Genomic DNA, 25,006 nt, shown 5'->3' on the forward strand with positions numbered 1-25,006 from the left:
GCCCACCAGGCGGCAGGTTCTACCCGCGCTGCACATGCTGCACAGGGGCACCTCATGCAAACACCACCGCCCGAGAGGATTCCCTCGCAGGCCGAACTGCTCGAAGCGGCAAGGGAACTCGGTCTCGTCGACCCCGGCGCGACCCGGGTCCCGCCCCGCCACTACAAACGGCTCGTCGACATCGTCCGCGAAACCTGGCGGGAGGCTGCGGTCGAGGCCGAGTCCACCCGCACCGCTCAGGATGCCGAGGCGTTCTCCGACCGGATCTCCGAGCACATCGCCGCGCTCGAACAGCGCGGAATCTCTGACGCGGCACGCATCGTCGCCGCGATTGCGCCCCAAGTCTGGCGCGACCTCAACACCAAGGGAGCTGCACACTCATGAACGACAACGACTTCGACCAGTTCGAGGACGCTCCGAAGCCTGCCGCCAAGCGAGTGGCGAAGCGGCCCGCGAAGAAGCCCGTCAAGCGGGCGGCTCGCCCAGCCGGCGCACCCGAACCGCAGGACCGGAAGCCGAAGAAGCCTCAGTCTGGCGACAACGCACGCCGCCGAGAGGCCGGCGGCATCGAGTTCCTCGACATCGAGGTCGCCGTCAAGGGCGTCCCGATCACACTCGCAGTGCCCGCGCACCAGGGCGACTGGCCGGTCCGCGCCGCCCGTCACTTCACCCGCGGTGAGCACATCGACGCCATCGAGGCGGTCCTCGGCGAGGAGCAGTGGGACGCGTTCATGGAGTTGAACCCGACGATCAACGATCTCAACGACTTCGGCAATCGCCTGGCCGCCGAACTCGGCATGGACTCCATGGGAAACTGACCGGCCTCCTCGTCGCCCTTGAGCTCAAGGGCGACGAGATCGAGGCTGACCTCTCACGCTTCCACGGCCTTGATCTGGCCGACCTGTGGAGGCCGTTCAATCCGGATGGACCCAACCTCACCCTGCGGATGGTGTGGGTCCGAATCCGATTCCTACCCAGGGAATCTGCGCTCGCTTTCTCGGAGAATGGCGGCCACGAACCCTGGTCCCTTGAGCACTATCTGCTGTCGGACCTGTGGGTCGAGCTCGTGAAGAAGCGAGTCGGCAAGAAGGCCCCCGACATGCATCCCTGGCGCGCGGAACAGCGCAAACGATCCAACGCCGTGCGCAACGAGTCGAAGCGCGCGGCCTACGCGAGGGCGAAAGCCCGCCGTGACGACCGTCGACGACGGCGCTCACAGAGATCTGGAGGTTGATCGGTGGCAACAGTCGGCTGGGCAACCCTGCAGATCATCCCCTCGATGCAGGGCGTGGCCGCTACGGTCTCGCGCGGACTCGGCGGACTGCGTCAGGCGGGCCAGCAGGCCGGCGAGGACATGGGGCAGGGTGTCGCCGACGGCCTCAAGCGCGCCGAATCCGTTGTCGCCAAGGCATCCAACGCGGTCGCGAAGACACGCGAGGCCGAAGTCGCCGCGTCGGCCAAGGTGCGGATCGAGGAGGCCAAGCTCCAGGAGCTCCGTGACAAGGGCATCACCAGTGGCTCGCGATACCTGGCGGCCCAGGAGCGTCTGCGCGTCGCGAACGACCGGTCGATCCAGGCGACCCGCAACGCGCGTGCCGCGTCCGAGGATCTCACCGATGCCCAGCGCCGCCTCGCCGATGCCCAGCGTGACGCGGCCAACGCGCAGGACGAGAGCAACGACGCCGCCGAGGAAGGCGGGTCGGCACTGTCGGGCCTGGGGGAGAAGCTCAAGGGGCTCCTCGGCGACTTCAAGGGCGCCGCACTGGGTGCGGCCGGGCTCGGGGCTGCGATCACCGCGGGCATCGCGTCCAACATGGACACCGAGGTCATCAACGACAAGCTGGCGGCCTCGCTCGGCATGGGCCCGACGGAGGCCGCGAAGTACGGCAAGCTCACCGCCGACATCTACCGCGCCAACTTCGGCGAGTCGATGGAGCAGGTCTCCGAGTCCGTCGGCATCGTCACGTCCAGTCTCAAGGGCCTGTCCGAGTCCGGCCGGAACTCGATGCAGGGTGTCACCGAGACCGCCCTCAGCTTCGCCGACACGTTCGGCACCGAGGTCGAGGAGTCTGTGCAGACGGTCTCCACGCTCATGTCGACCGGCCTGGTGAAGGACGCCACCCAGGGCTTCGACCTGATGACCACTGCGTTCCAAAAGGTCCCGGCGGCCATGCGCGGGGAACTCCCCGAGATCCTCCACGAGTACGGGGTCAACTTCCAGGGCCTCGGATTCTCCGGCGAGCAGGCGTTCAACCTGCTGGTCAACGCCAGCCAGAAGGGCAAGTTCGCCCTCGACAAGACCGGCGACGCACTCAAGGAGTTCTCTCTCATCGCGGTGTCGGCCGGTCAGGACGAGGGGCTCACCGAGGCCTTCGCCGACATCGGCCTCAACGCCACGGACATGAGCAAGGCCATCGCCGAGGGTGGGCCCGGAGCACAGAAGGCGCTGCAGGACACCGCGAAAGGCCTGCTGCAGATCACCGATCCGGCCGAACGTGCCAATACCGCGGTCCAGCTGTTCGGCACGCCGCTCGAGGATCTGTCGGTCGATCAGATCCCCGCGTTCTTGGAGGGCCTGGCGGGCGGCCAGAACAACATGGAGGGCTTCGCTGGATCTGCCGAGCGTATGGGCGAGACCCTCAACGACAACGGCACCGCGAAGCTCGAGGAGTTCAAGCGCTCGCTGCAGGGCGGCCTCAACGACGCTGTGGCGAAGGCAACGACAGCCGTCATGGACTTCTCCGGCTGGGTCAAGGACAACGGTGTCGCGGTCGGCGTTACTGCCGGCATCCTCGGTGTGACGCTGGCGCCCGCACTGATCACCGCCGCGGTCGGCTGGGCCCAGACCGGGATCGCGGCGACCCGCTCGGCGGCAACCCAGCTGGCGGCGAGCTATCGCACGGTGGGCGGCTGGATTGCCATGTCCGCGTCGGCGGTCGCCAATGCTGCCACCACGACCGCCGCCTGGGTCGCCTCGGGCGTCCGGTCGGCTGCGGCGTGGGTCGCACTCAAGGCGCAGGCGGTAGCCTCGTTCGTCGCGACTGCCGCGTCCGCGGTGATGCAGGGCGCGGTCGTGGCCGGCGCCTGGGTGGCGTCCTCGGCCCGGACTGTCGCGGCACTGACCGCGCAGGGCATCGCGTTCGTCGCACAGAAGACGGCGATGGTGGCCGGTGCTGTCGCCACCGGTGTGATGACCGCGGCCCAGTGGGCGCTGAACTCGGCGTTGCTCGCCAACCCGATGACCTGGATCGTCGTCGGCATCATGGCGCTGATCGCTGCCATCGTGCTCATTGCGACGAAGACCACCTGGTTTCAGACCGCGTGGGAGGCCGTGTGGAACACGGTCAAGGCGGTGTTCACCGCGGCGTGGAATGGCATCAAGGCCGCCTTCGAGTTCGTGTGGAACTTCATCAAGAACAACTGGGGCACAATCCTTGCCGTCCTCACTGGGCCCATCGGCATCGCGGTCGCGGTCATCGTCAAGTACTGGGATCAGATCAAGGCCGGATTCCAGGCGGTGTGGAACTTCATCGCCAACCTGGGGTCGACGATCTGGGATACCTTCAGGGACGGCGCCAGTGCGGTCAAGGACTGGATCGCCCAGAAGTGGGATGAGGTCATCGGCTTCTTCACCGGACTGCCGGGCCGAATCAAGTCGGCAGTGGCGGGCCTGTTCGACCCGATCAAGAACACCTTCCGCGACGCCATCAACTGGGTGATCGCGAAGTGGAATGACTTCTCCCTTGGCTTCAAATTCACCATCCCGATCATCAACAAAGAGGTCAGTTTCAACGTCAACACCCCGGATCTGCCGATGCTGGCCGGTGGTGGCCGGGCTGGCGTCGACAAGCACGGGAAGCTGTACGGGCCCGGCACGGGCACCTCTGACTCGATCCTCGGGATCGACCGATTGACCGGCATGCCAACGGCATTCGTGTCCAACCGCGAGGGTGTGGTGAAGGAGTCGGCGATGGATGCCGGCGGCGACGCCGTGGTGGCGGCCCTCAACGCGGGTTGGGTGCCGTCGGCGGACTACCTGCACGGCATGCTGCCCGGGTTCGCCTCGGGCGGTCGCGTCGGGGAGCCATACGGGCTGCCGACTGGCACCTCGATCAGCTACGGCGGCAGCGGATTTCCGGATTGGGTGACCGAGCTTGGCAAGAAGTTCGATGTCAAGCCTTCCACCTACCCGGGCCACCAGGAATCCGACCGGGGTGAGGCTGGGTATGCGCCGAATCCGCAGCACCTCAACCGCGGCATCGACTGGTCGGGGACGGTCGACGCGATGCAGGGCTTCGCCGACCACCTGATGTCGATCGCGCCGAACTTCGACGGCCTTGAGCAGATCATCTGGCAGAACCCAGGCACCGGGAAGAAGTCGGGGTGGGCCGGTCGTTCGGCGGATACCAGCGGCAGCTACTTCGCGGCGGACTATGGCGGCCATCAGGACCACGTGCACACCCGTCAGTCGTCCGCATTCGGCGCTGCGACAGTGGATCTCGGACCTGTGCCGCCGGTTGTGCAGGCGACCCCGACCGATCCGTCCACGCCTACCCCGATTCCGGAGACCCCTGCCACGCCGACGACTCCGACCACGCCGACCGAGCCGGAGAGGGCATTCTCGGGCCGCGACCGGTTCAAGCAGCTGTTCACCGATCTTGGTGGCATCGCAGCGGACTCGTTGATCGACATCGTCGGCGTCGGAGACTGGCTGGATCTGGCGGATCGGTACACGATCAAGTCGTCGGACACCGCGCAGACCTCGGCGACACCCCCAGCCGAGACTCCGGCGGCGCCCAACGCGCAGACGCCCGCCGCCCCGGAGACCCCGGACAGCTCGCAGACACCGCAGGCTCAGGTGACCCCGGCCGTGGTGACACCGGTCGAGCCCACCATGCCGACCGATGTCCCCGAGGGCGGTATCGCCGCCGGGTCGCCGGGCGCCAAGGAGGCGTTCTGGAAGGAGTGGGCGAGCTACCCGGGATGGCGCGACCAGAACCAGTGGTTCGATACCCTGCGCCTGTTCAACGGCGAGTCCGGATGGAATGCGTTGGCGCAGAACCCATCATCGACCGCGTTCGGCGTCGGGCAGTTTCTCGACACGACGTGGGCGACGGTCGGGGAGGCGAAGTCGGACGACGTCGCGGTGCAGGCGCGGGCGACCGCCAAGTACATCAAGCAGCGGCCGGACTACGGCACCCCGTCGAAGGCGTGGGAGCTGTGGCAGTCTCGCAGCCCGCACTGGTACGACCAGGGCGGATGGCTACCCGAGGGCCTCAATCTGACGATGAACGCCACCGGTGGCCCCGAGCCGATCCTCGAGCAGTCCCAGTGGGACGTTGCGGCCGACGCAATCAGTACGGTGAAGGAGCTTGCGATGTCAGGAGCGGGCGTCGGCGGTGGTGGCACCACCGTCATCAATGCCACCTTCCGCGACGAGGCGGCGTTCTACGCCGAGCGGCGTCGGGAGGCGCGGCTCGGGATGACCCGGTACGGCAGCGGACGGCGTCGCCGATGACCGCCATCGAGATCAGCCTGCTGGGCGTCGACGGCACCCGCTGGGATGTGGCGGGGCCACTCGCCGGCCGCCAGGGTGCGATCATCGCGGCCGAACAGGTCGACGGCATCTACGACGCACCGATCACCGTCGAGTCCGATGAGGACGCAGACGACATCGGTGGGTCGTGGGTGCACACCGACTACGGGATCCGCGATCTCGTCATCGGATTCCACCTGTTCGACGATGAGTATGGCGGTGCGCCCGGGCAGCTCGAGTCGGACTTCCGCAAGGCGTTCGCATCCGAGACCGACTGGTGGGACACGACATTCAAGCATGCCCGCCTGGTGGTGAAGACCGCGCTGTCGGGGGTGCGCATGCTCACCGTGCAGATGTCGGAGGCCCCCGAGGTCAACCTCGGTGACGACCGGATCGACGAGGAGTACTTCAACGTCAAGTACCTGCTGCGGGCGTACCAGCCGATGTGGGAGGGCCAAGACTGGGTCTCCCCGTTCACGACGTCGGGCACCTCGGGGAGCGGAACGGTCGAGGTGTGGAATCCGACCGACCGACCGATGCGCCAGACATGGACCCTCACGCGCGGGATCTGGACGTTGCCGGACAACTCGTGGACCGGCAAGCCGAAGCACCGTATCCCTGGCGGTAAGCATCCCGACCGGACGCTGCCTCTGCCTGAGATCCTCTCCACCGACGGCGGCCTCACCCTCACGCGTGACCGCAAGAGGCTCCACGCGTCGACGGCACTCGGTGGCGGGAGCACGAACTTCCTCGCGCGTATGCAGGGCAAGTGGCTGCAGTACGACATCCCGCCGTACACGCAACGCCAGGAGGTGCCGATCTCGGTGACCGGCGCCCCGGCCACCGGTGCACGTGCCGAACTGATCCAGCCGCGCCGCTGGTCCCGACCTTGGGGGCTCGAATGACAGCGACAGTCGACTTCGGCGCCAGCCTGGAGGAGCAGTGCGAGCAGATCTGGGCGGCCACCCTCGAGGAGGAGCGGAAGCTCGCCGAGGTCAAGGCGATGCCGCCGGTTATCTTCCTCTTCGACAGCTATCAGCGGCTCACGCACCTACTGCTGGACGTCAACAAGCTCCACGTCGAGGACATCGAGAACGACACCGGCCAGATCATGGTGCGGATCCCGTTCGACCACCCGGTCGCGCAGTGGATCGCAGATCAGAAGGCCCGTCGGGCGCGGGGCGAGGGCGACAATGTCCACGTCGACGTCGAGAAGAACGGCGTCCGGGTGTCCGGGCGCATGCTGGAGAAGCACGTCCGGCGTGAGCGCGGGAAGCGTGTCCTCGAGGTCACGTTCACCACCGACTATGAGGACCTGAAATGGGTCCAGTGCTGGTCGAATCCGTTCCTGCCGGCGGTCTTCCAGTTCCCGCGGATCTTCCTGCTGGCCGGACCCAGTATCTGGGTGCTGAAAACGGCCCTGTTCCTCAACCTGCTGCGTCTCTACTCGTCGCTGTGGCAGGTGCCGGATGACCCGCTCAACCCGATGAGTTGGCTTGACGGACTGGACATGTCGACATGGGACATCGTGATCAAGCCGACCACGTTCCTCCAGGACATGGCCGCGGGCACCACGTGGTGTCTGTTCACCTCTCGGTGGCGAACGTGGCACGAGGCGGCGAAGATGATCCTCGCCGACTGTGAGCTGTCGGTCGTCACCCGGCGGTGGCGTGCCGGCGACCCTGAGCCGTGGCCGGGCGCCGACATCAAGGACGGCGCGATGGTCGTCGACATCGTCGACAAGTCCGGCCAGCTCGAGGGGACCGCCAACGGCGGCACCGCCTTCGACGGCCTGACCCGGACCGCGCGCGAGTTCACCGCCGACTTCCTCGAGTCAACGCAGGAGCTGGTCACCGACTCGCCGCCGGCGGTGCTGTTCAGCGACTGGCTGGGCACCACCAAGTCCCATCCGGCCGTGCATTTCCCGGCCGACATGCCAGGGATGGCCGACACCGATTTCGCGTCGGGTCCGGCCAAGGGTGTGATCATGAACACCGGCGGCCACTCGATGCCGGGGGTGAACGAGGCGATCTCGGCGGGCATTCAGGCCCTCGGGGACATCATCGGTAACCAGCTGCAGGTCGGGTCGATCGGCGGGTCGGTGGATACCCTGCTCAAGCCGTTCTACGAGGACACGGTCGCGGCGTGGATGAGCGCGAAACTGCTGAGTCGGCTGCAACACCAGGGTGATTCGCACCTGTGGGAGTTCTTCATGGACTCCGGCGGCAAGGCGTACACCTTGAGCTCGCTCATGGTGCTGCGCACCGCGGTGTACGTCACCAAGGAGTGGAAGTCGGTCACGGTCGACGCCCACAACACGGGCCCGTACGTGGTCGGGTGGGCCGGGACCGGGCACCTGTACAAGGGTGACCGCGGGTCGTGGGAGATCGCGGGCGACGAGTCGGGCGAGATCCATGTCGAGCGGGCGATGAAGGCCATCCTGGACTGGGAGAACGGCCATTTCGCCCAGTGGGAGCTTGAGTTCGGCACGTCGACCACCGATGAGGACCCGCTGGTCGGCCTGATGTCGGAGGTCGAGGAACTGAAAGACGCCACGAAGGAATTGGGAGTGTTCTGACCATGCAATCCGTCGAGTACGCCGACCTGTCAGACGAGCAGAAAGAGGCCCAGATCCTCGCCCTGGCAGCGATGTTCGTCGCACTGCCGGGCGTGACCGGCGCCCCGCTGGTGATGGGTGCCGACTACTACCGCGAGGTCGCGATCCACATGCTGGAGGGTGGCGCCCGGGTGATCGCCGAGCCGATCAAACGGTATGTGCCACCGGAGGATCTGCGCAGCGCGGGGAAGTGGGTGTACAACGACGCCGCTACGGCGCCGGAGGACCCACGTGACCGGTACAAACGCCTCGCCCGGGAGCAGCAGGCCGATTACATGGCCGAGCTTGACCGCCGGAAGAAGTCCCGCAAGAAGAAGTAGCTCGAACCACCCGAAACACCCTGCACCCAAACGGGTGTGGGGATCTTCCCATGCCTATTCGAGGAGGCAAACGATGGCTGACCCAACCTGGCTGCCCGACGTGCTACGCGCGGCTGGCCTGACATGCGACATCTACCCCGGCGCGATGGACCGAGGTCACGGCGACTTCGGCTCGATCTGGGGGGTCATCGCCCACCACACCGGGAGCAACGGTGCAACCGCAGGCAGCATCGCCAACCACCCCGACCTCGGGCTGGCCTCGCAGCTCCACCTCGGCCGAGACGGCAAGTACACCCTGTGTGGCGTCGGCATCGCCTGGCACGCAGGCTCCGGATCGTGGCCCGGGATCTCGACCAACAACGCCAACCAGGTGACGATCGGTATCGAGGCCGCCAACGACGGCACCTCAGGATGGCCTGCCGCACAATACCGCTCGTATGTGCGTGGCGTAGCCGCGATCTTGAACAAGTTGGGCCTGCCGTCGTCGCGGGTGATCGGCCACAAGGAGTGGGCCGCCATCCAGGGCAAGTGGGACCCGGGGGGCATCAACATGGACACCTTCCGCTCGGATGTTGCCCGCGTGCAGGCTGAGCTCAGAGGTGCAGCACCGGTGGCCGTCCCCGTGGTCAATCGGATCGACGAGCAGGCCAAGGTGGCCGGCGCGTGGATCGGCAAGCGGCTACACACTGGCGAGAAGAAGTGCAAGGACGGCGTGGGTCGGTTCGCCGAGTTCGAGCACGGCGTCATCTACTGGCACCCGCAGACGGGCGCGTATGCGATCCCTCGTGGCGGGATCTACGAGGCATTCTCCGCGCGCGGCTGGGAGCAGAAGCTCGGGTATCCGGTGCGCGTGCACAAGGTGCTCGATCGTGGTGGGGTGCAGGCCTTCCAGCGCGGCGTGCTCTACGTCCGCGACGGCGGCGACCTGGCTGGCGATCTCGTCCACGGCGTGATCGGTGACCGCTGGGCCAAGGAGGGCTACGAGGACGGGCCTCTCGGCTGGCCGATCTCCGACGAGTACGCCGACGGGACCGGTCGACGGCAGGACTTCGAGCACGGCTCGCTGCTGTGGGACCCGTCGGGCGCGGTGAAGGTCGAGCGGAAGGCGTGACTATGTGGACAAAGACCTTCTGGCTCGACCTGGCCGAGCGGGCGATCAAGACGGCGGCGCAGTCGGCGGCCGCAGTGCTCACCGCGACCTCGGTTGAGGCGATCGACTGGGCGGCAGGCGGGGCCATCGTCGGTGTGGCGACAGCGGTCTCGGTGCTGACCTCCTTGGCGTCGCGCGGCAACTCTGACTCCGCGAGCCTGGTGCGGTGACCGGGCCCGACGAGGTGACGTCGTGGATGGAGCTGCTTGTGTGGCTGTCGATCGTCACGATCCCGGCGGCTGTGACCGTTGTCGGGCTGTGGATTCAGTCTCGTCGCGCGGCGTCCAAGCACACCGAGCTCGCTGAGAATGTCGGCGCGGTCAAGGAGCAGGTGAAGAACTCGCACGACACCAACCTGCGTGACGACATCGACGAGATCAAGGCGGCACTGCTCGGGCTGGATCGTCGGACCGCGCGAATCGGCGACGAGATCCGCGTCGATCGGGAGCAGGCACGCCAGGTCAGCCGCGACCTCTACGCGCAGGTTGCCAGGACCGAGCACGTGATCGCCAAGTATCACCCCGACGAGGTGCGCCGCGATGACTGACCTCATCTGGTGTGACGGCACCTGGTCTCGCCCCGGCGCGAGATCTGCGGTGTCGCAGGCGCTCCGGCTGGAGTTGGCCGGGTCTGGTGTGCGGATGACGTTCGCCGAGTATCCAGCCACGTTCGGCCCGGCAACTGGGGTTGGCGACGTCGCGTATGGCGACTCGGTCGCGGCGGGGGTGGCCTCGATGACGCAGGCCATCGAGGACTCGCCGAACCGGGTGGTCATCGGCGGCTACTCGCAGGGCGCGGCGGTCGCGGTGAACGTGGCGCGCGAGGTCCTGCCGCGGCGTCCGGACCTCGAGGTGGTCGGGGTGGCAACACTCGGCGACCCACACCAGCCGCTGCACCTCGGCCGGTCCGGCATCGCAGGAGCTCTGTCGGTGCCTGCTCACTGGCCGGCGTGGCGGCTGTGGGCGGCCGGCGATCCGATCGCAGATCTGCCGTTGGGGTCGCCGCTGCGGTCGATCGCCGATGTGTCGGAGTGGATGTCGGTGCGCTCGCCGGAGGCCGCGGATCGGTGGGCGCGCGATGTCGTGCACACCGCGGCCCGCCAGCGGTCGCAGGCGTGGTGGCAGCCGTGGCGGTGGGCGGATCTCGTGTCCGCGCTCGACTACGCGCAGGGCTACCTCGGGACAAGGCACACAACCGACTACGTGTCGGGCGGCCAGGTTGCACGCCTGGCCTGGCTGATCGGAGGAGCGGCGTGAGTACCCCGAATTTCCCCGGCGGCGACCTGCCTGAGCTGTCGATCAACGGGTTCGGACTGGGCGCCTTCTCTCAGATGACCGAGGCGGACTGGAAGGACTACCTCGACGCGAAGTGGCGCGCCAAGTACAACCCGATCGGTGACGTGTTCGGGGCGATCCGGGAGCTCGTCAATGCCGTAGTCGCGGTGTTCCAGGGCGACTACGGGCCACTCGAGGAGCTGATCGGCGAGACGATCGAGGGCATCCGGGCGTCGTTCGAGGAACTGTTCGATGCGATGAAGGGTGAGTACGCCGGTGACAACTCGGTGCTGCTGGCGATCCAGGCGTTGTTCGCGCCGTTGCGGAAGTTGATTGAGGTCGTGGGTGGTGTTGCGGCGGGGCTGATTCCGTCAGCGTCGCAGGTGGCGACCGGGTGGGCGTCGATGTCAACGATGGTCAATCAGATCGCTGACATCTTCAACGGTTTGGTGGTGACGCCGATCAACTCGGCGGTCGCTGGGGTGTTGGACTGGTTCACCGGCCTGCTCGGGTGGAAGTCGACAACGACGGCGAACGTGTCGGCGAACGCCACTGCTGTGTCGTCAGCGTCGGCAGCCGCGCTGGCGGCGAACAACAAGGTGGACGCGCTGATCACCGGCGGGGTGCGCACCATCTACACGTCCTCGACGACGTGGACCAAACCTGTTGGGGCGGTGAAGATTGGTGTGGTGTGCATCGGGGCCGGTGGTGGCGGGCAGGATGCGCAGCGTCTCGACTCGGGGTCGCGGGCGTTCGGCGGCGGGTATGCGTACTCGGAGTTTCCAGCGGACGCGTTGCCGTCGACCGTGGCGTTGACGGTGCCTCTCGGTCGGGCACACAACATCCTTGGGCCGGGGGTGGCGTCGTTCGGCACCTATCTGGAGTCACCGGTGAATGGGTCGGGGTTCATCAAGACGTACTCGGGTCGGACCGCGGTGCTCAATGCGCCCGGGCATCCGGGGGCGCTGTGCGAGGAGACCGGCCCCGCGGGTAGTGCGGGTCCACTCGGAGGTAGTCCGACGACCGGCACCAGCACAGCCCCCGCAGGAGCGGGCGAGAACGGCGACACGACCGGCATCGACATCACCGGCGCAGGCGGCGGCGGTGGCGGAAACAGTGAGGCGTCGGGTGCATTCGGCGGTGCCACCTCCGAAGGTGGGCCGGGCGGATTCCCCGGCGGCCCCGGCGGGCAAGGCGGCACAACAGGATTGGGCACAGCCCGCAACGGCGGAGCAGGAGGAGGAGCACTCGTGGCGGTGATCGTATGGTGAACCAGGCAACCAAGATCGAAACCGAAGCAATGGTCGCATGGGGTGGAGTGTCCGCCCTGTACCAACTCGACCCACCATTGGGAGCGGTCGACCATGTGGTGGTGCGGGACTGCACCCCACTCGCCGACATCCCCGACACCCCAGGCGTGGCCATCACCAACGTCGCCCACACCGCCGAGGTATTCGCCGCCACCCCAGACGGCACCGCTGTCGACCCAGACGGGTGGGCGTTGTTCCAGTTCTCCGACATCCACGACCACGCCGACGTCCTCGCACGGTTCGGGTACACCATCACAGAGGAGACCACCTGATGGCCACTCTCGCAGACACTCTCACCACCCCCGACAGCGACGCGGTGGTCTCGGGGACAATCGCGCTCACCGCCACCCGACAGCGCTCGGCAGGCGGCGGCAAGACCCTCGTCAAGATCACCTATCCGATCGAGGTCGCCAGCTCGACCTACTCGGCGGCCGACATTCCGGCCGGCGAGTACGACGTCATCGAGCGCCTCGAGTCCGATGAGGGCATCTGGGGCACGGAGAAGGCGTACAAGGTGGTCGTCCCCGACGACACCGGCACCTGGAGCCTGCGCGCCCTGCGCGAGATGTACGAGGGCCCGCCCGCCGCCGACCCCGATCTGTTCCTCACCACCGAGGTCGGCGACAGTCGTTATGCTCCCATAACTCCTGGCGTAGTCATCACCCGCGATGCCGCCGGCCGGGTGGCGTCGGTGACCGAGAACGGCGTCACCTCCACCTACTCCCGCGATGCCACCGGGGTCATCAGCGGCTACACGCGTGGCTCGACCGCCATGACCATCACCCGCACACCCACTGGCGCCATCGCCGAGATTGGAGACTGAGAGATGACATTCGTGATAGGCGAAGTACACGCCATCAACAAACGCGAACCTGGCCTCATCGCCGAAGACAACTTCGCGACCGGCCACTGCAACTGGGTGCAGTTGCTCAACGGCAACGTCGGGGCGGGGGTGGTCTACCTCGATTCGCGCATTGTGCATGAGTCGCCGTACTCGCTGTGTGTGGGCACCGGCTACCAGTCGTCCATCGGTGAGGGCACCCAGGGGTACGGGGCGGCGTTCAAGCGCCTGTCGCGCGGCCCGGTGCTCGGGAAGGTGTACGCGCACTGGAAGTTCGCCTACGGCAGCGAGGGCGGCGAGAACTACCCCCGCAACGTCGACTTCGGCCTCGATCAGTGCGACCCGGACGGCGAACGTCGGTTCTTCAAGATCCGGTGGCTCAACTACGACGAGGCCACCAGCACACGAGTGTCGAAGTTCCAGGTCAACGGCGACCCCGCCTCGACGTGGATCGACGTACCGGGTGCGGCGATCGACCTCGGATTCAACGAGGCCAAACGCAACCTGTTCGACGTGGAGGCGGTGTTCGATGCCACCACCGGCAAGTACGACGGGCTGCGCGTCAACGGCCTCGGGTTCGGCACCCTCGCGACCGATAGTGAAGGTGCACCACAGCCGGATGCCACCATGCAAGCGCTGTCGGGACCACATCCGCACACACTCAACCAGTTCAAGGGAGGCATGAACGTGGGCATCGAGGTCTACAACCGACTCCAGGTGGCAGGCTCCCCGGCCTGGGTGAACCTGGCCTACTTCAAGGCGGTGGCGCTGTGATCGTCTGCGAGAACATTCTCCTGTCCGGGCAGCGTGGGCCGCGTATCGACCAGATCGCGACCTCCACGTTCTATTTGCCACCGATCCGCGCCGAAGCCGCCGAAGACGTGGTGTACGAGTTCAGCATCGAAACGCTCGAAGGTGCGCCCGCGTCGGCGTCCCTGGGAGTGTTCTTCGAGGCCGCGATCCGCACCACCGGCGGCGCAGTCGGCGATCAGTCCGACTTCACCGACGCCAACCCCATGTGGCGGCAACTCAACGCGATGGACGACGGCGCACTACTGCTCGACGGCGACTGGCCCACCCGCATGGCCAACCAGGCGACCACGTTCCCGCGTGGCCCGATCGTGCGGCGCATCAAGGGTGGTGTCACCCACCGGCTGCGGGTCACGCCGTCCTACAGCGGCGGCACCAGCCCCGCGTTCGTCATGTCCTGCACCGCCAAAGTGAGGTACCTGTAATGGCCATCGAGAACATCACCCTGTCGTCCCCGGCGAGCCTGAACGCGGTCAGCAAGTACCGCTACCTGCGGTCGGTGTTTCTCACCGAGAATGCGGGCACCCCGGCGGAGGCGAAGATCGAGTTCCGCGACGGTGGCCCGGGCGGCACGGTGTTCTTCCTGCTCAAGTTTTCCGCCAACCAGACCCACGCCTACAGCTTCACCCGCCCGATCTACTTCCCGTCCGGCATCTACATGAACTGCCCGACAGGGGTTGTCGTCGGGGGCATCGACGCGGACTGATCGGCACCCACCGTTGGCCAGCATCTCGTCCGCCTGCCGACGTCGGGCTCGTCGACGCAACTCCCGGCCCGCGGCGCTGAGCACATCCCGATCGGTCACCGCGCCGACGATACGACACCGGAGCCATATCTTTTAAACGATATGGCTCCAGAACGACACCGCCCCCACCCTCATCGCGAGGGTGGGGGCGGTTTTCGTCGTTGAAGAACCGATTACTTGATGTCATAGTCGAGCGGAATTGTCTCGTCGTACTTGGGGTGGATGCGGTCAAGGTGACGCTTGAAGGTGTCCCAGTCGGGGCTCATCTTCATCAGCGTCACCACTGATCCGAGGTGCTCGCGGAGTTTTGGATATCCTGTGTTCTGGGTGAGATGCTGGAACAGCTTATCCTTCGGTTTTCCCGTCTTCCCCTTGCGTTGAACGCGTTTCAGCTCTTCAAGGACGCCGGGGGCGAGTCGTTTGTAGACGATGTCGTTGGTGAACAATCCGAAGTACTGAGGTCGGGCAGCGAGGTCCTTGGGTGGGTACTCAAGGCCGCGCAGCCGGAACATCTCTTTATAGAAGTCGGCAGGGAAAGTGCGCGTCCATGGCTGCAATTCCTTCTCGACGAAGTCCTCAAGGATCTTTGCAAGTGCATCACGTGCTCGCACCTCCTGGTACCCGGTGGCCTCATCAACGAGTGCGATGATTCCGACCTGAGCCAGCCCACGAACCAGAACCTCAGCTTGTGAGGCTACTCGCTCCTGGTTGTAGGGGAGAGCGCCATCCTGGCGCGCCTTGAGGTATAGCTCGCAGACTGTCGGGAGGAGTTCGGCCCGATAGCCCTTTGCGCGGCCGCCGCGGGGCAGGGTGAAGGTGACTGGCCGTGCAGCTTCGATGATCTCCGGTGTGAGATAGCGGCGAATGCTCTGGGAGGACAGGAATGGGGGTAGGTCGTCGCTTGCCTCCCCGGAACGGAACCCACGTCCGATGGCCTGCATGAACGACTTTTGGGTTACTACGCGCGTGCCGCCCTCGAGGACGTAGCACTCAATCTCAACGCCCCCGATCGAGAGGGTCTTGTCGTCGGAACCTGCGATGGCCGGCACTGCAGTGGATGACCACCGTTCCGCGGCAGCCTTGCGCGCGATAGCGGAGCGTTCCTCTCGTGTGAGTTTCTTCGATCGAGCGACCCCACCAGCGGATTGAGCCGACGACGTGCTGTCCTGCGATGCTTTCTCGGTCATGCTTGCGAAGGTACATCAAACCGACACGATTGCAAGCACTGAAACGCGAATGCTTGCATGACTAGCCGAGTTAGCGGGGTTGTGCTGACCACCGATTGTTCAGTCCAGGTGTTCGAGCATCACGGGCGTGACCGAGATCCGATCCCCGTCCACAAGGTCGACGGTGACCAGCTCACCGAGGTCACCCACCACCCAGCCCGGGGCATCGAGCTCGATGACGCGGACGCGGTCGCCGCGGCAGAAGGTCATCGGGACTCCTGAGATAGACGTGGCCCTCGGTCTCCGCCGGGAAGGTGGCTACGAGATCGCTCTCGTGCACCGCGAGAAGTACTCTGCAATGGAGCCCCGGCCGGAGCCGGGGAGAGTCGCGCGATCCGAGGATCACGTTGCTCAGCAGTAGCTACTCTGCAATGGAACCCGGCGGAGACCGAGGACCACGCCGCTGACGGTATCAGCCGGGCGCGGTCCTCGGGAGTCGATCAGCCAGACGACTAGCGGCCCCAGGTGCCGCCCGCTACAGTCGGTGACAGCTTCGTTGAGGGATGGTCGTTGACTTTCGACTCAGAAGCCGCAGCCAGATCCCGGTCCTCGTGGCCGGGCCTTCGTTGAGGGATGGTTGTTGGTGTTCCCCTTGAGAGTGGAGTCAGATCCAGCCCTTCGGGGCTGGCCTTCGATGTGACAGTGCCCCCGGACCATCAGGTTCGGGGGCACTGTTGTCGTATCTGGTCACAGCCATTTGTCGATGTACTGCTGGACGGCCTCTTTGCGGGTGCGGCCGGATGCGATCACCTCGGCGCCCGGGACATCGTGTGTCACAACCTCCCACCCAGTCTCCGTGCCGACGACCGTGGTCGACGTCGACTCCGGATATCCGCCCTTGGTGTGGCTGAATCCGCCGGCCACCGAGCGGTCCTCGACGATGTTGGAGACGGCGCGGGTGCGGCGCTCGACGACGGCGACCTGCTTGCCGTCGACGACGATGCGTGCGCGGCCCTTGCCTGCGGGGATGGTCTTGACGTTCACGGGTGCTCCTTCGGGGTGTGGGGTGGGAGTGGTCGATCAGACGATGTACACGGCGCGGTCCCGGTCCACGGAGGACTGGTGGACCGGGTTGCCCGCAGCGTCGATCCAGAAGACGCCGGCCGCGTTGTCGTCGACCTTTTCACCGGTGGCCATGTTGTCGGCGCGCGACTGGTCGTCGGCGGCGATCCAGGCGATCTGTGCGTCGGTGGCGGGACCGAGGTCCTCGGCGCTGTCGTAGTCGTAGAGGTGGCTTCCGCTGGCGATCATGGTGGGCTCCTTCGTTTGTTGCTCTCTCTGACACTCACTACATTACCCACCTTCGTGGGTAATGTCAAGTGGTGGGATCGGTCGATTTCCGGGGCCGTCCAACCTTGCCCGGCCGCCCAACCTTCCATGCGTCGATCGTCTCGACGGTCCAGCCCTTCGTGCGTCCGATCATCACGTCAGCAGGCGGCATGATCCCATCGCGCGCATACGACTTGACCGTGTCGACGGTCAAGCCAGCATGTGCGGCCACCTCGCTGACTCCCAGTGCTCTGATCACGGCAACCTCTCCTCTCGGGTAGGGTGGGACCGCCCGGTGCGGCCGGTCCTCTCTCTGACAAGTCAGGTCCTTTCGGTGCCGCACCGGGCCCCATCCCTGTCGGAGGGGCCCGGTTGGGTCACATCTCGTGGTTGAGCAGTGTGTCGATCAGCTTCGACGCCTCAGCCTTGGTGGGGTGCGCCGGGATGCTGATTGTCCCGATCGAGGTCATCACCTGGGACTGTCCGCCGGAGAGCTTGCGCAGGAACGCGATCTGCTTGGCGGTGGCCGGCGACTTCTGCACCTGCCCGTTGACGACGGTGATGGTGTTGGTCTTCGGTGCGTTGCGGTAGCGGCGCGGGTAGCTGGCCATGTCTGGCTCCTTCGGTTGGTCTTCCGTGGTGATGTTTCTATTATTGCAGCATTACTCGTTAGGTGTCAAGTGGTCGAGCAGGATTGCTCGCAAGTACTTCGCCGTCCCCATCCCGGCGGCTTTCGCGCGAGCATCGAACTCGCGCTTGGCGTCTGCCGGCAAGGAGATGCTTACGCGCGGGGAGTGGGAGCCGTCGCCGGAGAGGGAGGTGCCGCCGGGGGTGAGGCCGCGGGTGTCGGGGGTTGTGTTCGCCATGCGCCCAGCATACCGAGCATTGCAGCATTAGTCGATACTCAGGGGTTGACAGGTATCGAGTAGTGATGCAATACTGGTATCACAAGCAAGGAACACCAACCGAAAGGCCAGACAATGATCACCACCGCCCAGGTCGCAGACACCATCACCACTGCCGGACTCAACCCCGCCAACTACGACCTCGCCAAGGCCGCACAGCTCACCAACGAACTCTTCGAGGGCGGATGTGCTACCGAAGATGACTACTGGATCACGACCGCCGACCTCTGGGAGACCCTGGCCGGCACCCGCGACGAGACAGTCCCGGCCACCGACGAAGCCGCCGACGCGGCCTGGGACATCTCAGAGGCCATGACCGAGGCCAGCGGGTGGGGAGGAATCATCCTCGCGGCCTGAGGGGGTGGGGGCTCCGGCTCCCACCTCCCCGGTGGGTTGCGCCGTGCAACTATTTTCGGAATCGACTTTGCGCAATCTGTAAACTTCCGAAACATGTTGCGCCACAACGGGATTCCATGCTAAGCTGTAGTCACGACAGCAGAGAGACCGATGAACTCAGCGGAAGTGAGCGGCAGAGGGGTAGCGCGAAAGCGCAGGAAGTGACCCGGCTCAGAGAGTGTCACGAGGGTACGACCCGGACTCCACGCATTGAATGCAGCGAAGGTCAGCAAAGCCCCCAGCCCGAATCGGCTGGGGGCTTTCTTTGCCCCGAACGAGGTAAAGGCTAGCTCTCGCTGGGGTACTTCCAGGCTGCACGCAAGGCGCCCTCGGCCGCATTGGCGGAGAACGTGTAGGTAGCGAAGTCCTCGCACCGAATCTTGCCTTGCGGATGGTTGCCCTCGGCAACGTTTGTGACCCTTAGCGTGGCCACCGAGTTGCCTGCGGGCGACTCCTTGATCGATCGCGCGATCACCGTGCCGGCATCCTTGAGCTGGTCGCCAACGAGTCCTGGTGAGCAGATGCGGACGATGACGTCCTCTTTCGTTCGGTCGTCGACGTTGTGCTGCGAGAGCACGTAGACCACTTTCGCGCCGGCGGGCAATGCGGCAGATTCTGCCGCGGAGGCGATCTGGGGGTCGGTTCCTGTCGCAACCTCCGCCGATGTCGAACACGAGACCGCGGCGATGGATGACGCCGCGGCGGTGGACGACCCCGGACCGGCTACTGAGTCTTCTGGGGAGCATCCAGCAAGCAGCACAGCACCAGCTGCGGCAGAAAGGACGGCGATCGGTAGGCGTTTCATGCGCGGGATCGTAGCGTGTGAACTGGACACTGATCGAGGTAGCCCGAAGAGGCTGTCGTTCGCCTGAGCTACACGAGATCTATAGGCATGCGGACCTCCAGGGGGCGGGGGCCCACCTTTTACCCACCGGAAATGGCTGGATTGGTGCGCGGCGGCGAGACTGAGCGTGATCGTCGCGGGCCGCAGGCCTGCATGAACAGCACTTCGCCCGCCGTCTCGGACTGTCCGACACGGGGATTCGCATCGAGTAGGTCGGGAGTTCGATTCTCCCTAGCTCCACCATTTGTTCCGCACTCAAAACATCGTCCTCAGAGATGCTCAGTGCGGGCTTACTCAAAAGAGACGCGTGAGAATCGGTCGGTTTTCCTTCGGGAGGGCCGACTTTCTTTTGACTGACAGTGATGGCTCTCCATCGTTCTTGGATGTCGAGGAGATCGTCGACCTCATCGGTGAGCCTGTGTCCGGTGACTTCGTCGTCCTCAATGTAGAGCCACGTGAAGATCGCCTGGTTGAGTTGACGGCGGACGTGGTCGGAAGTTGTTGCATAGAGCGCTCGAGTGTCGGCGATCAGTTCGAGGCAGGCCCGGATGAGGCCGATGGTCAGGACGCCGGTGGCGATGGGCTGGAACGGCACCGACCACGGCTCGCATACGATTTCAATCACGGTTGCCGAGATCGCACCAGGGAGAGCCCTGTTGGCACACCCAAGAAGCCTGCAAGCGCACCAGCTACCACCGTCGATGACAACCCCACGCGTATGCACAACGGGCTCCCCAGAACGACGCGAGTGTGGGCCACAGGTGACGGCAACGGCCAGTCCTGACACCTCGAATGCTGAGGTGGGGCGTGCTCAGCGCGTAGCGGCGAGGTAGGCGTCGCGCAGGCGTTCGTGATACTCCCCCGTGCGGATACGTCGTAACCGTGTGCGGTCGCCCACTCGCCTATCTGTGCGGCACCACTCGTCACTGTGCGACTGGAGGCCGTGGACTCGGATTCCCGAAGAGCGCGTTGCGAGGTACTCCCCCGGCGGCGTTCGCCGACGCGGGTGGAGGACGCGAGATGTGTGGCGAGGGGGATGGTGCCCGTCTCGATTCTGTCGAGGTTCGCGCTGGAGACATCCGGCCTGTACGCAACACCATTCCAGGACCAGTCGACGGAATGAACGTCGTCAATCTCGAGCAGGGTGCCGTCGAGATCGCCGATAAAGGTCGGCAGTTCAACTCGTGCCACGCGGTGCAGAGTAGTCCATCGCAACGTTGACGTGAGGTTGGCGAGCCCTTGCAGCGTATCTTTCGCTCGGTGAGCACGCCAGAAGCGCATGGTCACTCTTGGCTACGAGAATAGATGTGAGCTTCGTGCCTGTCAGTGCCGAAGGTGCTGTCGGCATGCTCTGCCCGGACCCAGTGTGCAGTGCTCTTCGCTACGAGATTTTGGTGCCCATTCTCGGAGTGTCTCCGCATGAATTCTCTCCGGTCCGGTCCGTCCGCTTATCGCCCTACCAGCACGGTTTCGATATTGGCGAAAGAAATTCCCGTCTTTAGGTTGACGAATTCCACGGGCCGTGATTGGGTGCCCAGGTCAGTTCAGAATCTGGCACCAAGCATCCACGGTGGTGCACTGATGGGGGTAAGGGGTGGCGTCATGGTGAGCGATGGAAGTTGGGCGTGGGGACGATCGGGGCTGACAGGCGTGTTCGCCGCGCTCGCGGTGGCCGCGTCGGTGATCGGGGCGGGTGTATCTGATGCTGCCCCGAGTTCGTCCGCTGACCAACAGACAACGAAACGTACTGATGACGGCTGGGTGGTGTCGGCGATCAAGTCGCATGAGCAGGTGCGTTCGGTGCCGCCCCTTAATCAGTCACCCTGGACGAGAGAGGGTTTCCTGACCCTCAAGGGTCAGGGTGTCATCGCGGGGACGGGGTCGGTGCCGGTGCAGGCGGGCACTGTCGCAGCAGGGTTTCAGATCGGCTGCAATACCGATGTCACCTCGGGTGCCACGGTCGGTGTGTCGGGTGGGCCGTCGGCGCAGATGAACATCTCCTATCCGCCGGCGGTGATGATCGGGGCGACGGTCACCCCGAACATCGCCACCACTCTGCGGCCGGGCACGATCGCCGATATTCCGTTCGGGTCGAAGAAGATGCAGACCGGGAAAGCCGGCATCACCGTCGACGGGGTGCATGTGAAGGTCGATGGCTGTCTGGGGCCGGTCGCGCTGCGTGCGTACGTGACGGTGAGCGTGTCAACAGCGTTGAACGACAACACGATCAACGTGTACGGAAAGCCGCACTACCTCTGACCTGTCGTCGTTGTCATCCGCAGCGTCGCGCGTTGCCGTGCAATGCGCGAGGTACGACGTTCCTCCACCTCGGTACTTGAATCTTCTCTACGAAGGGCTCTGATCCCGAATGACTGCTCCCACTTCGTCCGTTCCAGGTGGCGCGCATCGCCGTGACGCCGACGCCGTGACCACCGAACTCCCCACAGAACCCGACACTGCCGATCACCTGTCCGCTGAGACTGACGCCGCAACAGAAGCCGGGGACGCATCCACTGGCGGAGGGGTGCCGGTATTGAAGGTGGTGTTGTTTCTCGCCGGTTGTGCGCTGCTAGTGCTGGCGGCGGCGAACCTGTCGAATCTCGGTGAGTGGTCAGACCGGTGGGGTGTGATCCCGGTGTTCCTCGTGTTCTTTCTCGTGATGTCGATCGCCGGACGCTGGTTCTGGGCCGGTGCGGACGCGATCCTCGGTGCCCTGATGTGGGGCAAAGACAAGTGACCCGCAGCGGCCTGCAACACCCAGACCACTCAGAAGGGCCGGCGACGGCTGAACCTCGCCTGGGGCGTCACAGAACACCGCGCCGTCGCCTCGGCGCCGGGCTGCTGGCCGCCGCGGTGTTGACGATCGGCGGCGGAGCGACCGTGTATCTCGGTACCCACCAACACCTTCCAACCGACCACGAACACACCGGCACCCACAGCCGGCGCCGACGGCGCGGGATCGGGTGGCCCGCAGGTCGGCTCCAATATTGGGCCGGGCCCGGGCGAAGGCAACGGCACACCGATCGTGACTGTGCCCGGACAGGCTGTCCCGCAACCACCCGCTGCCGGTGGCGACGGTAACGGCAGCTCCGCGCCGACCAACTCGAACACTGGCGGCGTCCGTCCGACCGCACCGCAACCGGTACCACCAGGCGACAACACCGTGCAGATTTCGGTGGTGCTCACTACCGCTGCCCCTGCGGTGACGACGGTACCGGGTGCAGTGTCGGCAAACCCGCAGCTTAGCAACCCGCCACGCGTGTTGGATTCGGGATCGACACAACCGGACATCCCGCTCGCGGCTTGGGTCGTGGCGGGTGCGGCGGCATTCGCGGCGGCGAACCCGCGGGTACGGCGCGCAGCCATTGGAGGCGGGTCGGCGAAGTCGGGAAGTTCTGATGCTCCGCAGAGTGTTGGGGGTGGCCGCTTCGGTTATGTTCAGGCTGCAGCGATTCGGCCGCAACCGGGTCCCGACGATCCGAAGGCAGATGCCCGCGTGGACAACGAGGATCACGATCCGCCAGCAAGCAGCAGTACCAGCGGTAGCGGCGACAACGCGAATACAAACGGCAGTGGTGGTACGGGCGGAGACTCGCAGTTCACACCACAGTCCCCTCCGGCTGCCGTGTCGCCTGCCCCTGCTCCAGCGCCCGAGCCAGCTCCTGCTCCTGCTCCTGCTCCTGATGTTGAGCCGTCTCCTGATCCGCAGGCCGAGCAACCGTCGTTCACGTTGCCGAATTACGTGGCTCCTGGCGGCGACAAGGGGATCGAGGCTGACCCGGTCTTCTTCCTCATCGATGACGCTGCTGAAGCTGCGATTCTTGCCCTCTTGCTCTCCGCCATCATGGCCACGATCATCAGCGAATACGGCTGGGAGTGGGTACGTACCCACCCCGACCAACTGCCCGATCTGATGATCGACAAGCTCCCTGGATGGCTCGCCGACCAGGTCGATAAGGTGAAGGATTGGATCAGTCAGTACTTCACGAAGAACAATGAACCAGGAGACGGCAATAGCGCGGATGTGCCCCATCCCGAATGGGGGAGCGGTAACCACACAAACCAGCTACCGACGAGCGGTGATGTACCATACGTGCCGCCGCGAAACATCCAGCGAAATCCGGACGGATCTCCAGTTCCAAATAACGGTAGTTTTCCCGACAAGAAAGGCCGCATATGGACTTGGGACGAATCCGGGCACGGTGGTGAACACTGGGATGTCACCGACCCGAAGACAGGTAAGCATGTCAATGTATATCCGAACGGGCACACACGATGAAATCTGATAGTCGGAGCTGTGATTCAGGGTTTGATCTACCCGGTTGGGCCGATTCTCGGCTGGTGGTGCGAATTGTCGGACGCGGTGATGAGCCTTTCGTGATCAGTGGTAACCCGCACACGTTCCGAGGGCTGGTCAGTGTGTTCAGCCTTCGTGACCGTGTCGGTCAATCTGCGCATCCTCGCGACATCATCGTGCAGTCGGAGTACGCGCGCGGGTACTTGTCAGGCTATCTGTCGGGAAACGAACCAGCCCCTCCATCCACGGGGTTGCTGGAAGGCAGCCGGTGGGATCGTGAGCGGGACTACTTTCACGCGTTTGAGCGTGAACTGCCGGTGGAGCGCGGAGGGTTGTTCGCGGCGAACGCCGTGTCCGCAGCCGACCCTACAGCCGACCCATTCGACCTTCTGGGCAACATGTTCGAAGCTCTCGAAAGCACGTCGGGGTTCTGGGCGTCAGCACGATGGGTACCCGTCAGTGCTGACCACCTGCCCGCGATGCGTCTTCATACGGCGGAGGACGTCCGGAATATCGACGCGTGGTTGACGCCACCGATGGCGCTGGAGGGTCGATTTCCCCGGCACGATATCCGTGTGGTCAACGCGGATCACATGGGTGTGGTCGGTGGCGCGGTAGAGCTGGTCATCCGTGTCGTGACCCGTGATGACGAATCACTGGACCGTCTGGCAGTGACCATAAATATCGAACGACCTAAGGTATTGCATGGTGCTGTCAGTGGTCAGAGATCGCCCGATGAGACAGCGTTGAGGGCCGTGTTGAATGCTGTGGTTGAAGGAGTTCGCCCGGACGTTGCCTCGGTTTCCGGCGGCGCACCACTTCTCGCATGTAATGGCTTCGGGCTCGATCCTGCTGGCGATGGCGAGCTGATCACAGGTATTCCTGGCTGGCTTACATACCTGGGACCGCGCGTTAGACATCACATCGACGGTGCAACGTTAGACCCGGGAGAGTTCAGTGCGAGTCCATCGAGCGGAGGACTGCTTGTCGAGTACATTGACGGGTTGTTCGCACTCGGTGTCGACGATGCAAACCGGATAGCAGCAGCGCTTGACGTTGAGGTCGACTAGCCGGTCAGGGCTGCCCGCTCGTCGTTCGAGGTGTCACCTCGCGTAGTTGCGCCACCAGACACGATCAGCTTGTCAGCCTCGGCGGGAAAGTCCGAAAGCTGACCCGGTAGCTCCGCCGATGAGCGTTATCTGAACTCGGCGCGTACGCAAGTATGCGCCGAGTTCTGTTGTAGGCGAGATATTGTCAAGACCTGTGGATGAGCGGTTTTCAGGCGGCCTCCTGGGTGCCTGAGGTGGCGTCGGGTTCGACGAGTTTGCCTTTCTCGAAGGTGGCGCCATCACGGACCAGTTTCACCAGATGTGGTGCGTTGACCGCCCGCCATTTCGACTGCGCGGCCTCGATCAGTTTGTAGGCCATCGCGATGCCGGCCGCGCGGGATCCGGGGCCTTTGGTGG

At 65.0% G+C, this 25,006-nt stretch carries 28 protein-coding genes and 1 pseudogene; 21 read left to right on the top strand and 8 right to left on the bottom strand.

Translation table 11 applies throughout. The annotated features are described in order from the left end of the window. Positions 1 to 54 precede the first annotated feature (54 nt). The 16 genes from GD1_RS08085 to GD1_RS08160 all read left to right on the top strand — a co-directional run bounded on the left by GD1_RS08085 (position 55) and on the right by GD1_RS08160 (position 14,564). Positions 55 to 384 carry a hypothetical protein gene (locus tag GD1_RS08085; RefSeq protein ID WP_059036640.1) on the top strand — a complete coding sequence of 110 codons (330 nt, stop codon included), beginning with the start codon at positions 55 to 57 and terminating at the stop codon, positions 382 to 384. Continuing rightward, complete coding sequence (locus tag GD1_RS08090; protein WP_059036641.1) at positions 381 to 818, top strand: hypothetical protein; 438 nt, start codon at positions 381 to 383, stop codon at positions 816 to 818. The genes GD1_RS08085 and GD1_RS08090 overlap by 4 nt, the downstream gene beginning before the upstream one ends. 419 nt (positions 819 to 1,237) lie before the next feature. Next, positions 1,238 to 5,518, top strand: coding sequence for an aggregation-promoting factor C-terminal-like domain-containing protein (locus GD1_RS08095; RefSeq protein WP_059036642.1), 4,281 nt, complete (start codon positions 1,238 to 1,240; stop codon positions 5,516 to 5,518). Beyond that, positions 5,515 to 6,441 (top strand): hypothetical protein, encoded by a 927-nt coding sequence (locus GD1_RS08100; RefSeq protein ID WP_059036643.1) that lies wholly within the window; start codon positions 5,515 to 5,517, stop codon positions 6,439 to 6,441. The genes GD1_RS08095 and GD1_RS08100 overlap by 4 nt, the downstream gene beginning before the upstream one ends. After that, entirely contained in the window at positions 6,438 to 8,114 is a 1,677-nt protein-coding gene (locus tag GD1_RS08105; RefSeq protein ID WP_059036644.1) for a Gp37-like protein, read from the top strand. Before GD1_RS08100 ends, GD1_RS08105 begins: the two co-directional genes overlap by 4 nt. Positions 8,115 to 8,116: 2 nt before the next feature. After that, positions 8,117 to 8,473, top strand: a complete 357-nt coding sequence (locus GD1_RS08110; RefSeq protein WP_083533963.1) for a phage gene 29 protein family protein — start codon at positions 8,117 to 8,119, stop codon at positions 8,471 to 8,473. Between the two features lie 73 nt (positions 8,474 to 8,546). Continuing rightward, positions 8,547 to 9,584 carry an N-acetylmuramoyl-L-alanine amidase gene (locus tag GD1_RS08115; protein ID WP_059036645.1) on the top strand — a complete coding sequence of 346 codons (1,038 nt, stop codon included), beginning with the start codon at positions 8,547 to 8,549 and terminating at the stop codon, positions 9,582 to 9,584. A gap of 2 nt (positions 9,585 to 9,586) precedes the next feature. Next, positions 9,587 to 9,793 (top strand): holin, encoded by a 207-nt coding sequence (locus GD1_RS08120; RefSeq protein WP_059036646.1) that lies wholly within the window; start codon positions 9,587 to 9,589, stop codon positions 9,791 to 9,793. Beyond that, positions 9,790 to 10,170, top strand: a complete 381-nt coding sequence (locus GD1_RS08125) for a DUF2746 domain-containing protein (RefSeq protein WP_059036647.1) — start codon at positions 9,790 to 9,792, stop codon at positions 10,168 to 10,170. The genes GD1_RS08120 and GD1_RS08125 overlap by 4 nt, the downstream gene beginning before the upstream one ends. Beyond that, positions 10,163 to 10,879, top strand: a complete 717-nt coding sequence (locus tag GD1_RS08130; RefSeq protein ID WP_083533964.1) for a PE-PPE domain-containing protein — start codon at positions 10,163 to 10,165, stop codon at positions 10,877 to 10,879. Before GD1_RS08125 ends, GD1_RS08130 begins: the two co-directional genes overlap by 8 nt. Further along, complete coding sequence (locus tag GD1_RS08135; RefSeq protein WP_059036649.1) at positions 10,876 to 12,168, top strand: hypothetical protein; 1,293 nt, start codon at positions 10,876 to 10,878, stop codon at positions 12,166 to 12,168. Before GD1_RS08130 ends, GD1_RS08135 begins: the two co-directional genes overlap by 4 nt. A gap of 47 nt (positions 12,169 to 12,215) precedes the next feature. Further along, positions 12,216 to 12,479, top strand: a complete 264-nt coding sequence (locus tag GD1_RS08140) for a hypothetical protein (RefSeq protein WP_157079408.1) — start codon at positions 12,216 to 12,218, stop codon at positions 12,477 to 12,479. Then, on the top strand, positions 12,479 to 13,030 hold the full coding sequence (locus tag GD1_RS08145) for a hypothetical protein (RefSeq protein WP_059036651.1): 552 nt from the start codon (positions 12,479 to 12,481) through the stop codon (positions 13,028 to 13,030). The genes GD1_RS08140 and GD1_RS08145 overlap by 1 nt, the downstream gene beginning before the upstream one ends. 3 nt (positions 13,031 to 13,033) lie before the next feature. Next, positions 13,034 to 13,822 carry a hypothetical protein gene (locus GD1_RS08150; protein ID WP_059036652.1) on the top strand — a complete coding sequence of 263 codons (789 nt, stop codon included), beginning with the start codon at positions 13,034 to 13,036 and terminating at the stop codon, positions 13,820 to 13,822. Further along, positions 13,819 to 14,283 (top strand): hypothetical protein, encoded by a 465-nt coding sequence (locus GD1_RS08155; protein WP_059036653.1) that lies wholly within the window; start codon positions 13,819 to 13,821, stop codon positions 14,281 to 14,283. Before GD1_RS08150 ends, GD1_RS08155 begins: the two co-directional genes overlap by 4 nt. Continuing rightward, positions 14,283 to 14,564 carry a hypothetical protein gene (locus GD1_RS08160; RefSeq protein WP_059036654.1) on the top strand — a complete coding sequence of 94 codons (282 nt, stop codon included), beginning with the start codon at positions 14,283 to 14,285 and terminating at the stop codon, positions 14,562 to 14,564. The genes GD1_RS08155 and GD1_RS08160 overlap by 1 nt, the downstream gene beginning before the upstream one ends. Before the next feature lie 212 nt (positions 14,565 to 14,776). On the opposite strand, the gene GD1_RS08165 is transcribed toward GD1_RS08160, so the two are convergent. From GD1_RS08165 to GD1_RS08185, 6 genes are all read right to left on the bottom strand, one after another. Then, positions 14,777 to 15,790 (bottom strand): P63C domain-containing protein, encoded by a 1,014-nt coding sequence (locus GD1_RS08165; RefSeq protein WP_059036655.1) that lies wholly within the window; start codon positions 15,788 to 15,790, stop codon positions 14,777 to 14,779. Between the two features lie 99 nt (positions 15,791 to 15,889). After that, a complete protein-coding gene (locus GD1_RS24650) occupies positions 15,890 to 16,039 on the bottom strand; it encodes a hypothetical protein (protein ID WP_157079409.1) in 150 nt (49 codons plus the stop codon). A 477-nt stretch (positions 16,040 to 16,516) separates the two neighbouring features. Further along, positions 16,517 to 16,813, bottom strand: a complete 297-nt coding sequence (locus GD1_RS08170) for a hypothetical protein (protein ID WP_059036656.1) — start codon at positions 16,811 to 16,813, stop codon at positions 16,517 to 16,519. A gap of 36 nt (positions 16,814 to 16,849) precedes the next feature. Beyond that, positions 16,850 to 17,080, bottom strand: coding sequence for a hypothetical protein (locus GD1_RS08175; protein ID WP_059036657.1), 231 nt, complete (start codon positions 17,078 to 17,080; stop codon positions 16,850 to 16,852). Between the two features lie 64 nt (positions 17,081 to 17,144). After that, positions 17,145 to 17,357, bottom strand: coding sequence for a helix-turn-helix transcriptional regulator (locus tag GD1_RS08180; protein ID WP_059036658.1), 213 nt, complete (start codon positions 17,355 to 17,357; stop codon positions 17,145 to 17,147). Positions 17,358 to 17,475: 118 nt separating this feature from the next. Beyond that, positions 17,476 to 17,709 carry a Maf family protein gene (locus GD1_RS08185; protein WP_059036659.1) on the bottom strand — a complete coding sequence of 78 codons (234 nt, stop codon included), beginning with the start codon at positions 17,707 to 17,709 and terminating at the stop codon, positions 17,476 to 17,478. Between the two features lie 369 nt (positions 17,710 to 18,078). Between GD1_RS08185 and GD1_RS08195 the strand changes: the two genes are divergently transcribed. After that, positions 18,079 to 18,360, top strand: coding sequence for a hypothetical protein (locus GD1_RS08195; RefSeq protein ID WP_059036661.1), 282 nt, complete (start codon positions 18,079 to 18,081; stop codon positions 18,358 to 18,360). A 325-nt stretch (positions 18,361 to 18,685) separates the two neighbouring features. Here the strand turns inward: GD1_RS08195 and GD1_RS24655 are convergent, their stop codons facing one another. Then, positions 18,686 to 19,204 (bottom strand): hypothetical protein, encoded by a 519-nt coding sequence (locus GD1_RS24655; RefSeq protein WP_157079410.1) that lies wholly within the window; start codon positions 19,202 to 19,204, stop codon positions 18,686 to 18,688. Positions 19,205 to 20,845: 1,641 nt separating this feature from the next. On the opposite strand from GD1_RS24655, the gene GD1_RS08205 reads away from it, so the two are divergent. The 4 genes from GD1_RS08205 to GD1_RS24665 all read left to right on the top strand — a co-directional run bounded on the left by GD1_RS08205 (position 20,846) and on the right by GD1_RS24665 (position 24,610). After that, positions 20,846 to 21,502 (top strand): MspA family porin, encoded by a 657-nt coding sequence (locus GD1_RS08205; RefSeq protein ID WP_059036663.1) that lies wholly within the window; start codon positions 20,846 to 20,848, stop codon positions 21,500 to 21,502. 166 nt (positions 21,503 to 21,668) lie between these two features. Next, positions 21,669 to 21,980 carry a hypothetical protein gene (locus GD1_RS08210; protein WP_059036664.1) on the top strand — a complete coding sequence of 104 codons (312 nt, stop codon included), beginning with the start codon at positions 21,669 to 21,671 and terminating at the stop codon, positions 21,978 to 21,980. A 759-nt stretch (positions 21,981 to 22,739) separates the two neighbouring features. Then, positions 22,740 to 23,522 (top strand): polymorphic toxin type 37 domain-containing protein, encoded by a 783-nt coding sequence (locus GD1_RS24660; RefSeq protein WP_169798183.1) that lies wholly within the window; start codon positions 22,740 to 22,742, stop codon positions 23,520 to 23,522. A 98-nt stretch (positions 23,523 to 23,620) separates the two neighbouring features. Then, on the top strand, positions 23,621 to 24,610 hold the full coding sequence (locus GD1_RS24665) for a hypothetical protein (protein WP_157079412.1): 990 nt from the start codon (positions 23,621 to 23,623) through the stop codon (positions 24,608 to 24,610). Positions 24,611 to 24,818: 208 nt separating this feature from the next. On the opposite strand, the pseudogene GD1_RS24220 reads toward GD1_RS24665, so the two are convergent. Continuing rightward, positions 24,819 to 25,006 (bottom strand): annotated as a pseudogene (locus tag GD1_RS24220) (IS256 family transposase); the annotation flags it as partial.

It is taken from the genome of Gordonia desulfuricans NBRC 100010 (assembly GCF_001485495.1).
GTDB lineage: Bacteria > Actinomycetota > Actinomycetes > Mycobacteriales > Mycobacteriaceae > Gordonia > Gordonia desulfuricans.

Excerpts from the sequence above, each read along its gene's own strand:
- GD1_RS08085 (WP_059036640.1), top strand. The coding sequence starts at position 55 with ATGCAAACACCACCGCCCGAGAGGATTCCCTCGCAGGCCGAACTGCTC.
- GD1_RS08090 (WP_059036641.1), top strand. The coding sequence starts at position 381 with ATGAACGACAACGACTTCGACCAGTTCGAGGACGCTCCGAAGCCTGCC.
- GD1_RS08100 (WP_059036643.1), top strand. The coding sequence starts at position 5,515 with ATGACCGCCATCGAGATCAGCCTGCTGGGCGTCGACGGCACCCGCTGG.
- GD1_RS08105 (WP_059036644.1), top strand. The coding sequence starts at position 6,438 with ATGACAGCGACAGTCGACTTCGGCGCCAGCCTGGAGGAGCAGTGCGAG.
- GD1_RS08110 (WP_083533963.1), top strand. The coding sequence starts at position 8,117 with ATGCAATCCGTCGAGTACGCCGACCTGTCAGACGAGCAGAAAGAGGCC.
- GD1_RS08115 (WP_059036645.1), top strand. The coding sequence starts at position 8,547 with ATGGCTGACCCAACCTGGCTGCCCGACGTGCTACGCGCGGCTGGCCTG.
- GD1_RS08120 (WP_059036646.1), top strand. The coding sequence starts at position 9,587 with ATGTGGACAAAGACCTTCTGGCTCGACCTGGCCGAGCGGGCGATCAAG.
- GD1_RS08130 (WP_083533964.1), top strand. The coding sequence starts at position 10,163 with ATGACTGACCTCATCTGGTGTGACGGCACCTGGTCTCGCCCCGGCGCG.
- GD1_RS08145 (WP_059036651.1), top strand. The coding sequence starts at position 12,479 with ATGGCCACTCTCGCAGACACTCTCACCACCCCCGACAGCGACGCGGTG.
- GD1_RS08150 (WP_059036652.1), top strand. The coding sequence starts at position 13,034 with ATGACATTCGTGATAGGCGAAGTACACGCCATCAACAAACGCGAACCT.
- GD1_RS08160 (WP_059036654.1), top strand. The coding sequence starts at position 14,283 with ATGGCCATCGAGAACATCACCCTGTCGTCCCCGGCGAGCCTGAACGCG.
- GD1_RS08165 (WP_059036655.1), bottom strand. The coding sequence starts at position 15,790 with ATGACCGAGAAAGCATCGCAGGACAGCACGTCGTCGGCTCAATCCGCT.
- GD1_RS24650 (WP_157079409.1), bottom strand. The coding sequence starts at position 16,039 with ATGACCTTCTGCCGCGGCGACCGCGTCCGCGTCATCGAGCTCGATGCC.
- GD1_RS08175 (WP_059036657.1), bottom strand. The coding sequence starts at position 17,080 with ATGATCGCCAGCGGAAGCCACCTCTACGACTACGACAGCGCCGAGGAC.
- GD1_RS08185 (WP_059036659.1), bottom strand. The coding sequence starts at position 17,709 with ATGGCCAGCTACCCGCGCCGCTACCGCAACGCACCGAAGACCAACACC.
- GD1_RS08195 (WP_059036661.1), top strand. The coding sequence starts at position 18,079 with ATGATCACCACCGCCCAGGTCGCAGACACCATCACCACTGCCGGACTC.
- GD1_RS24655 (WP_157079410.1), bottom strand. The coding sequence starts at position 19,204 with ATGAAACGCCTACCGATCGCCGTCCTTTCTGCCGCAGCTGGTGCTGTG.
- GD1_RS08205 (WP_059036663.1), top strand. The coding sequence starts at position 20,846 with ATGGTGAGCGATGGAAGTTGGGCGTGGGGACGATCGGGGCTGACAGGC.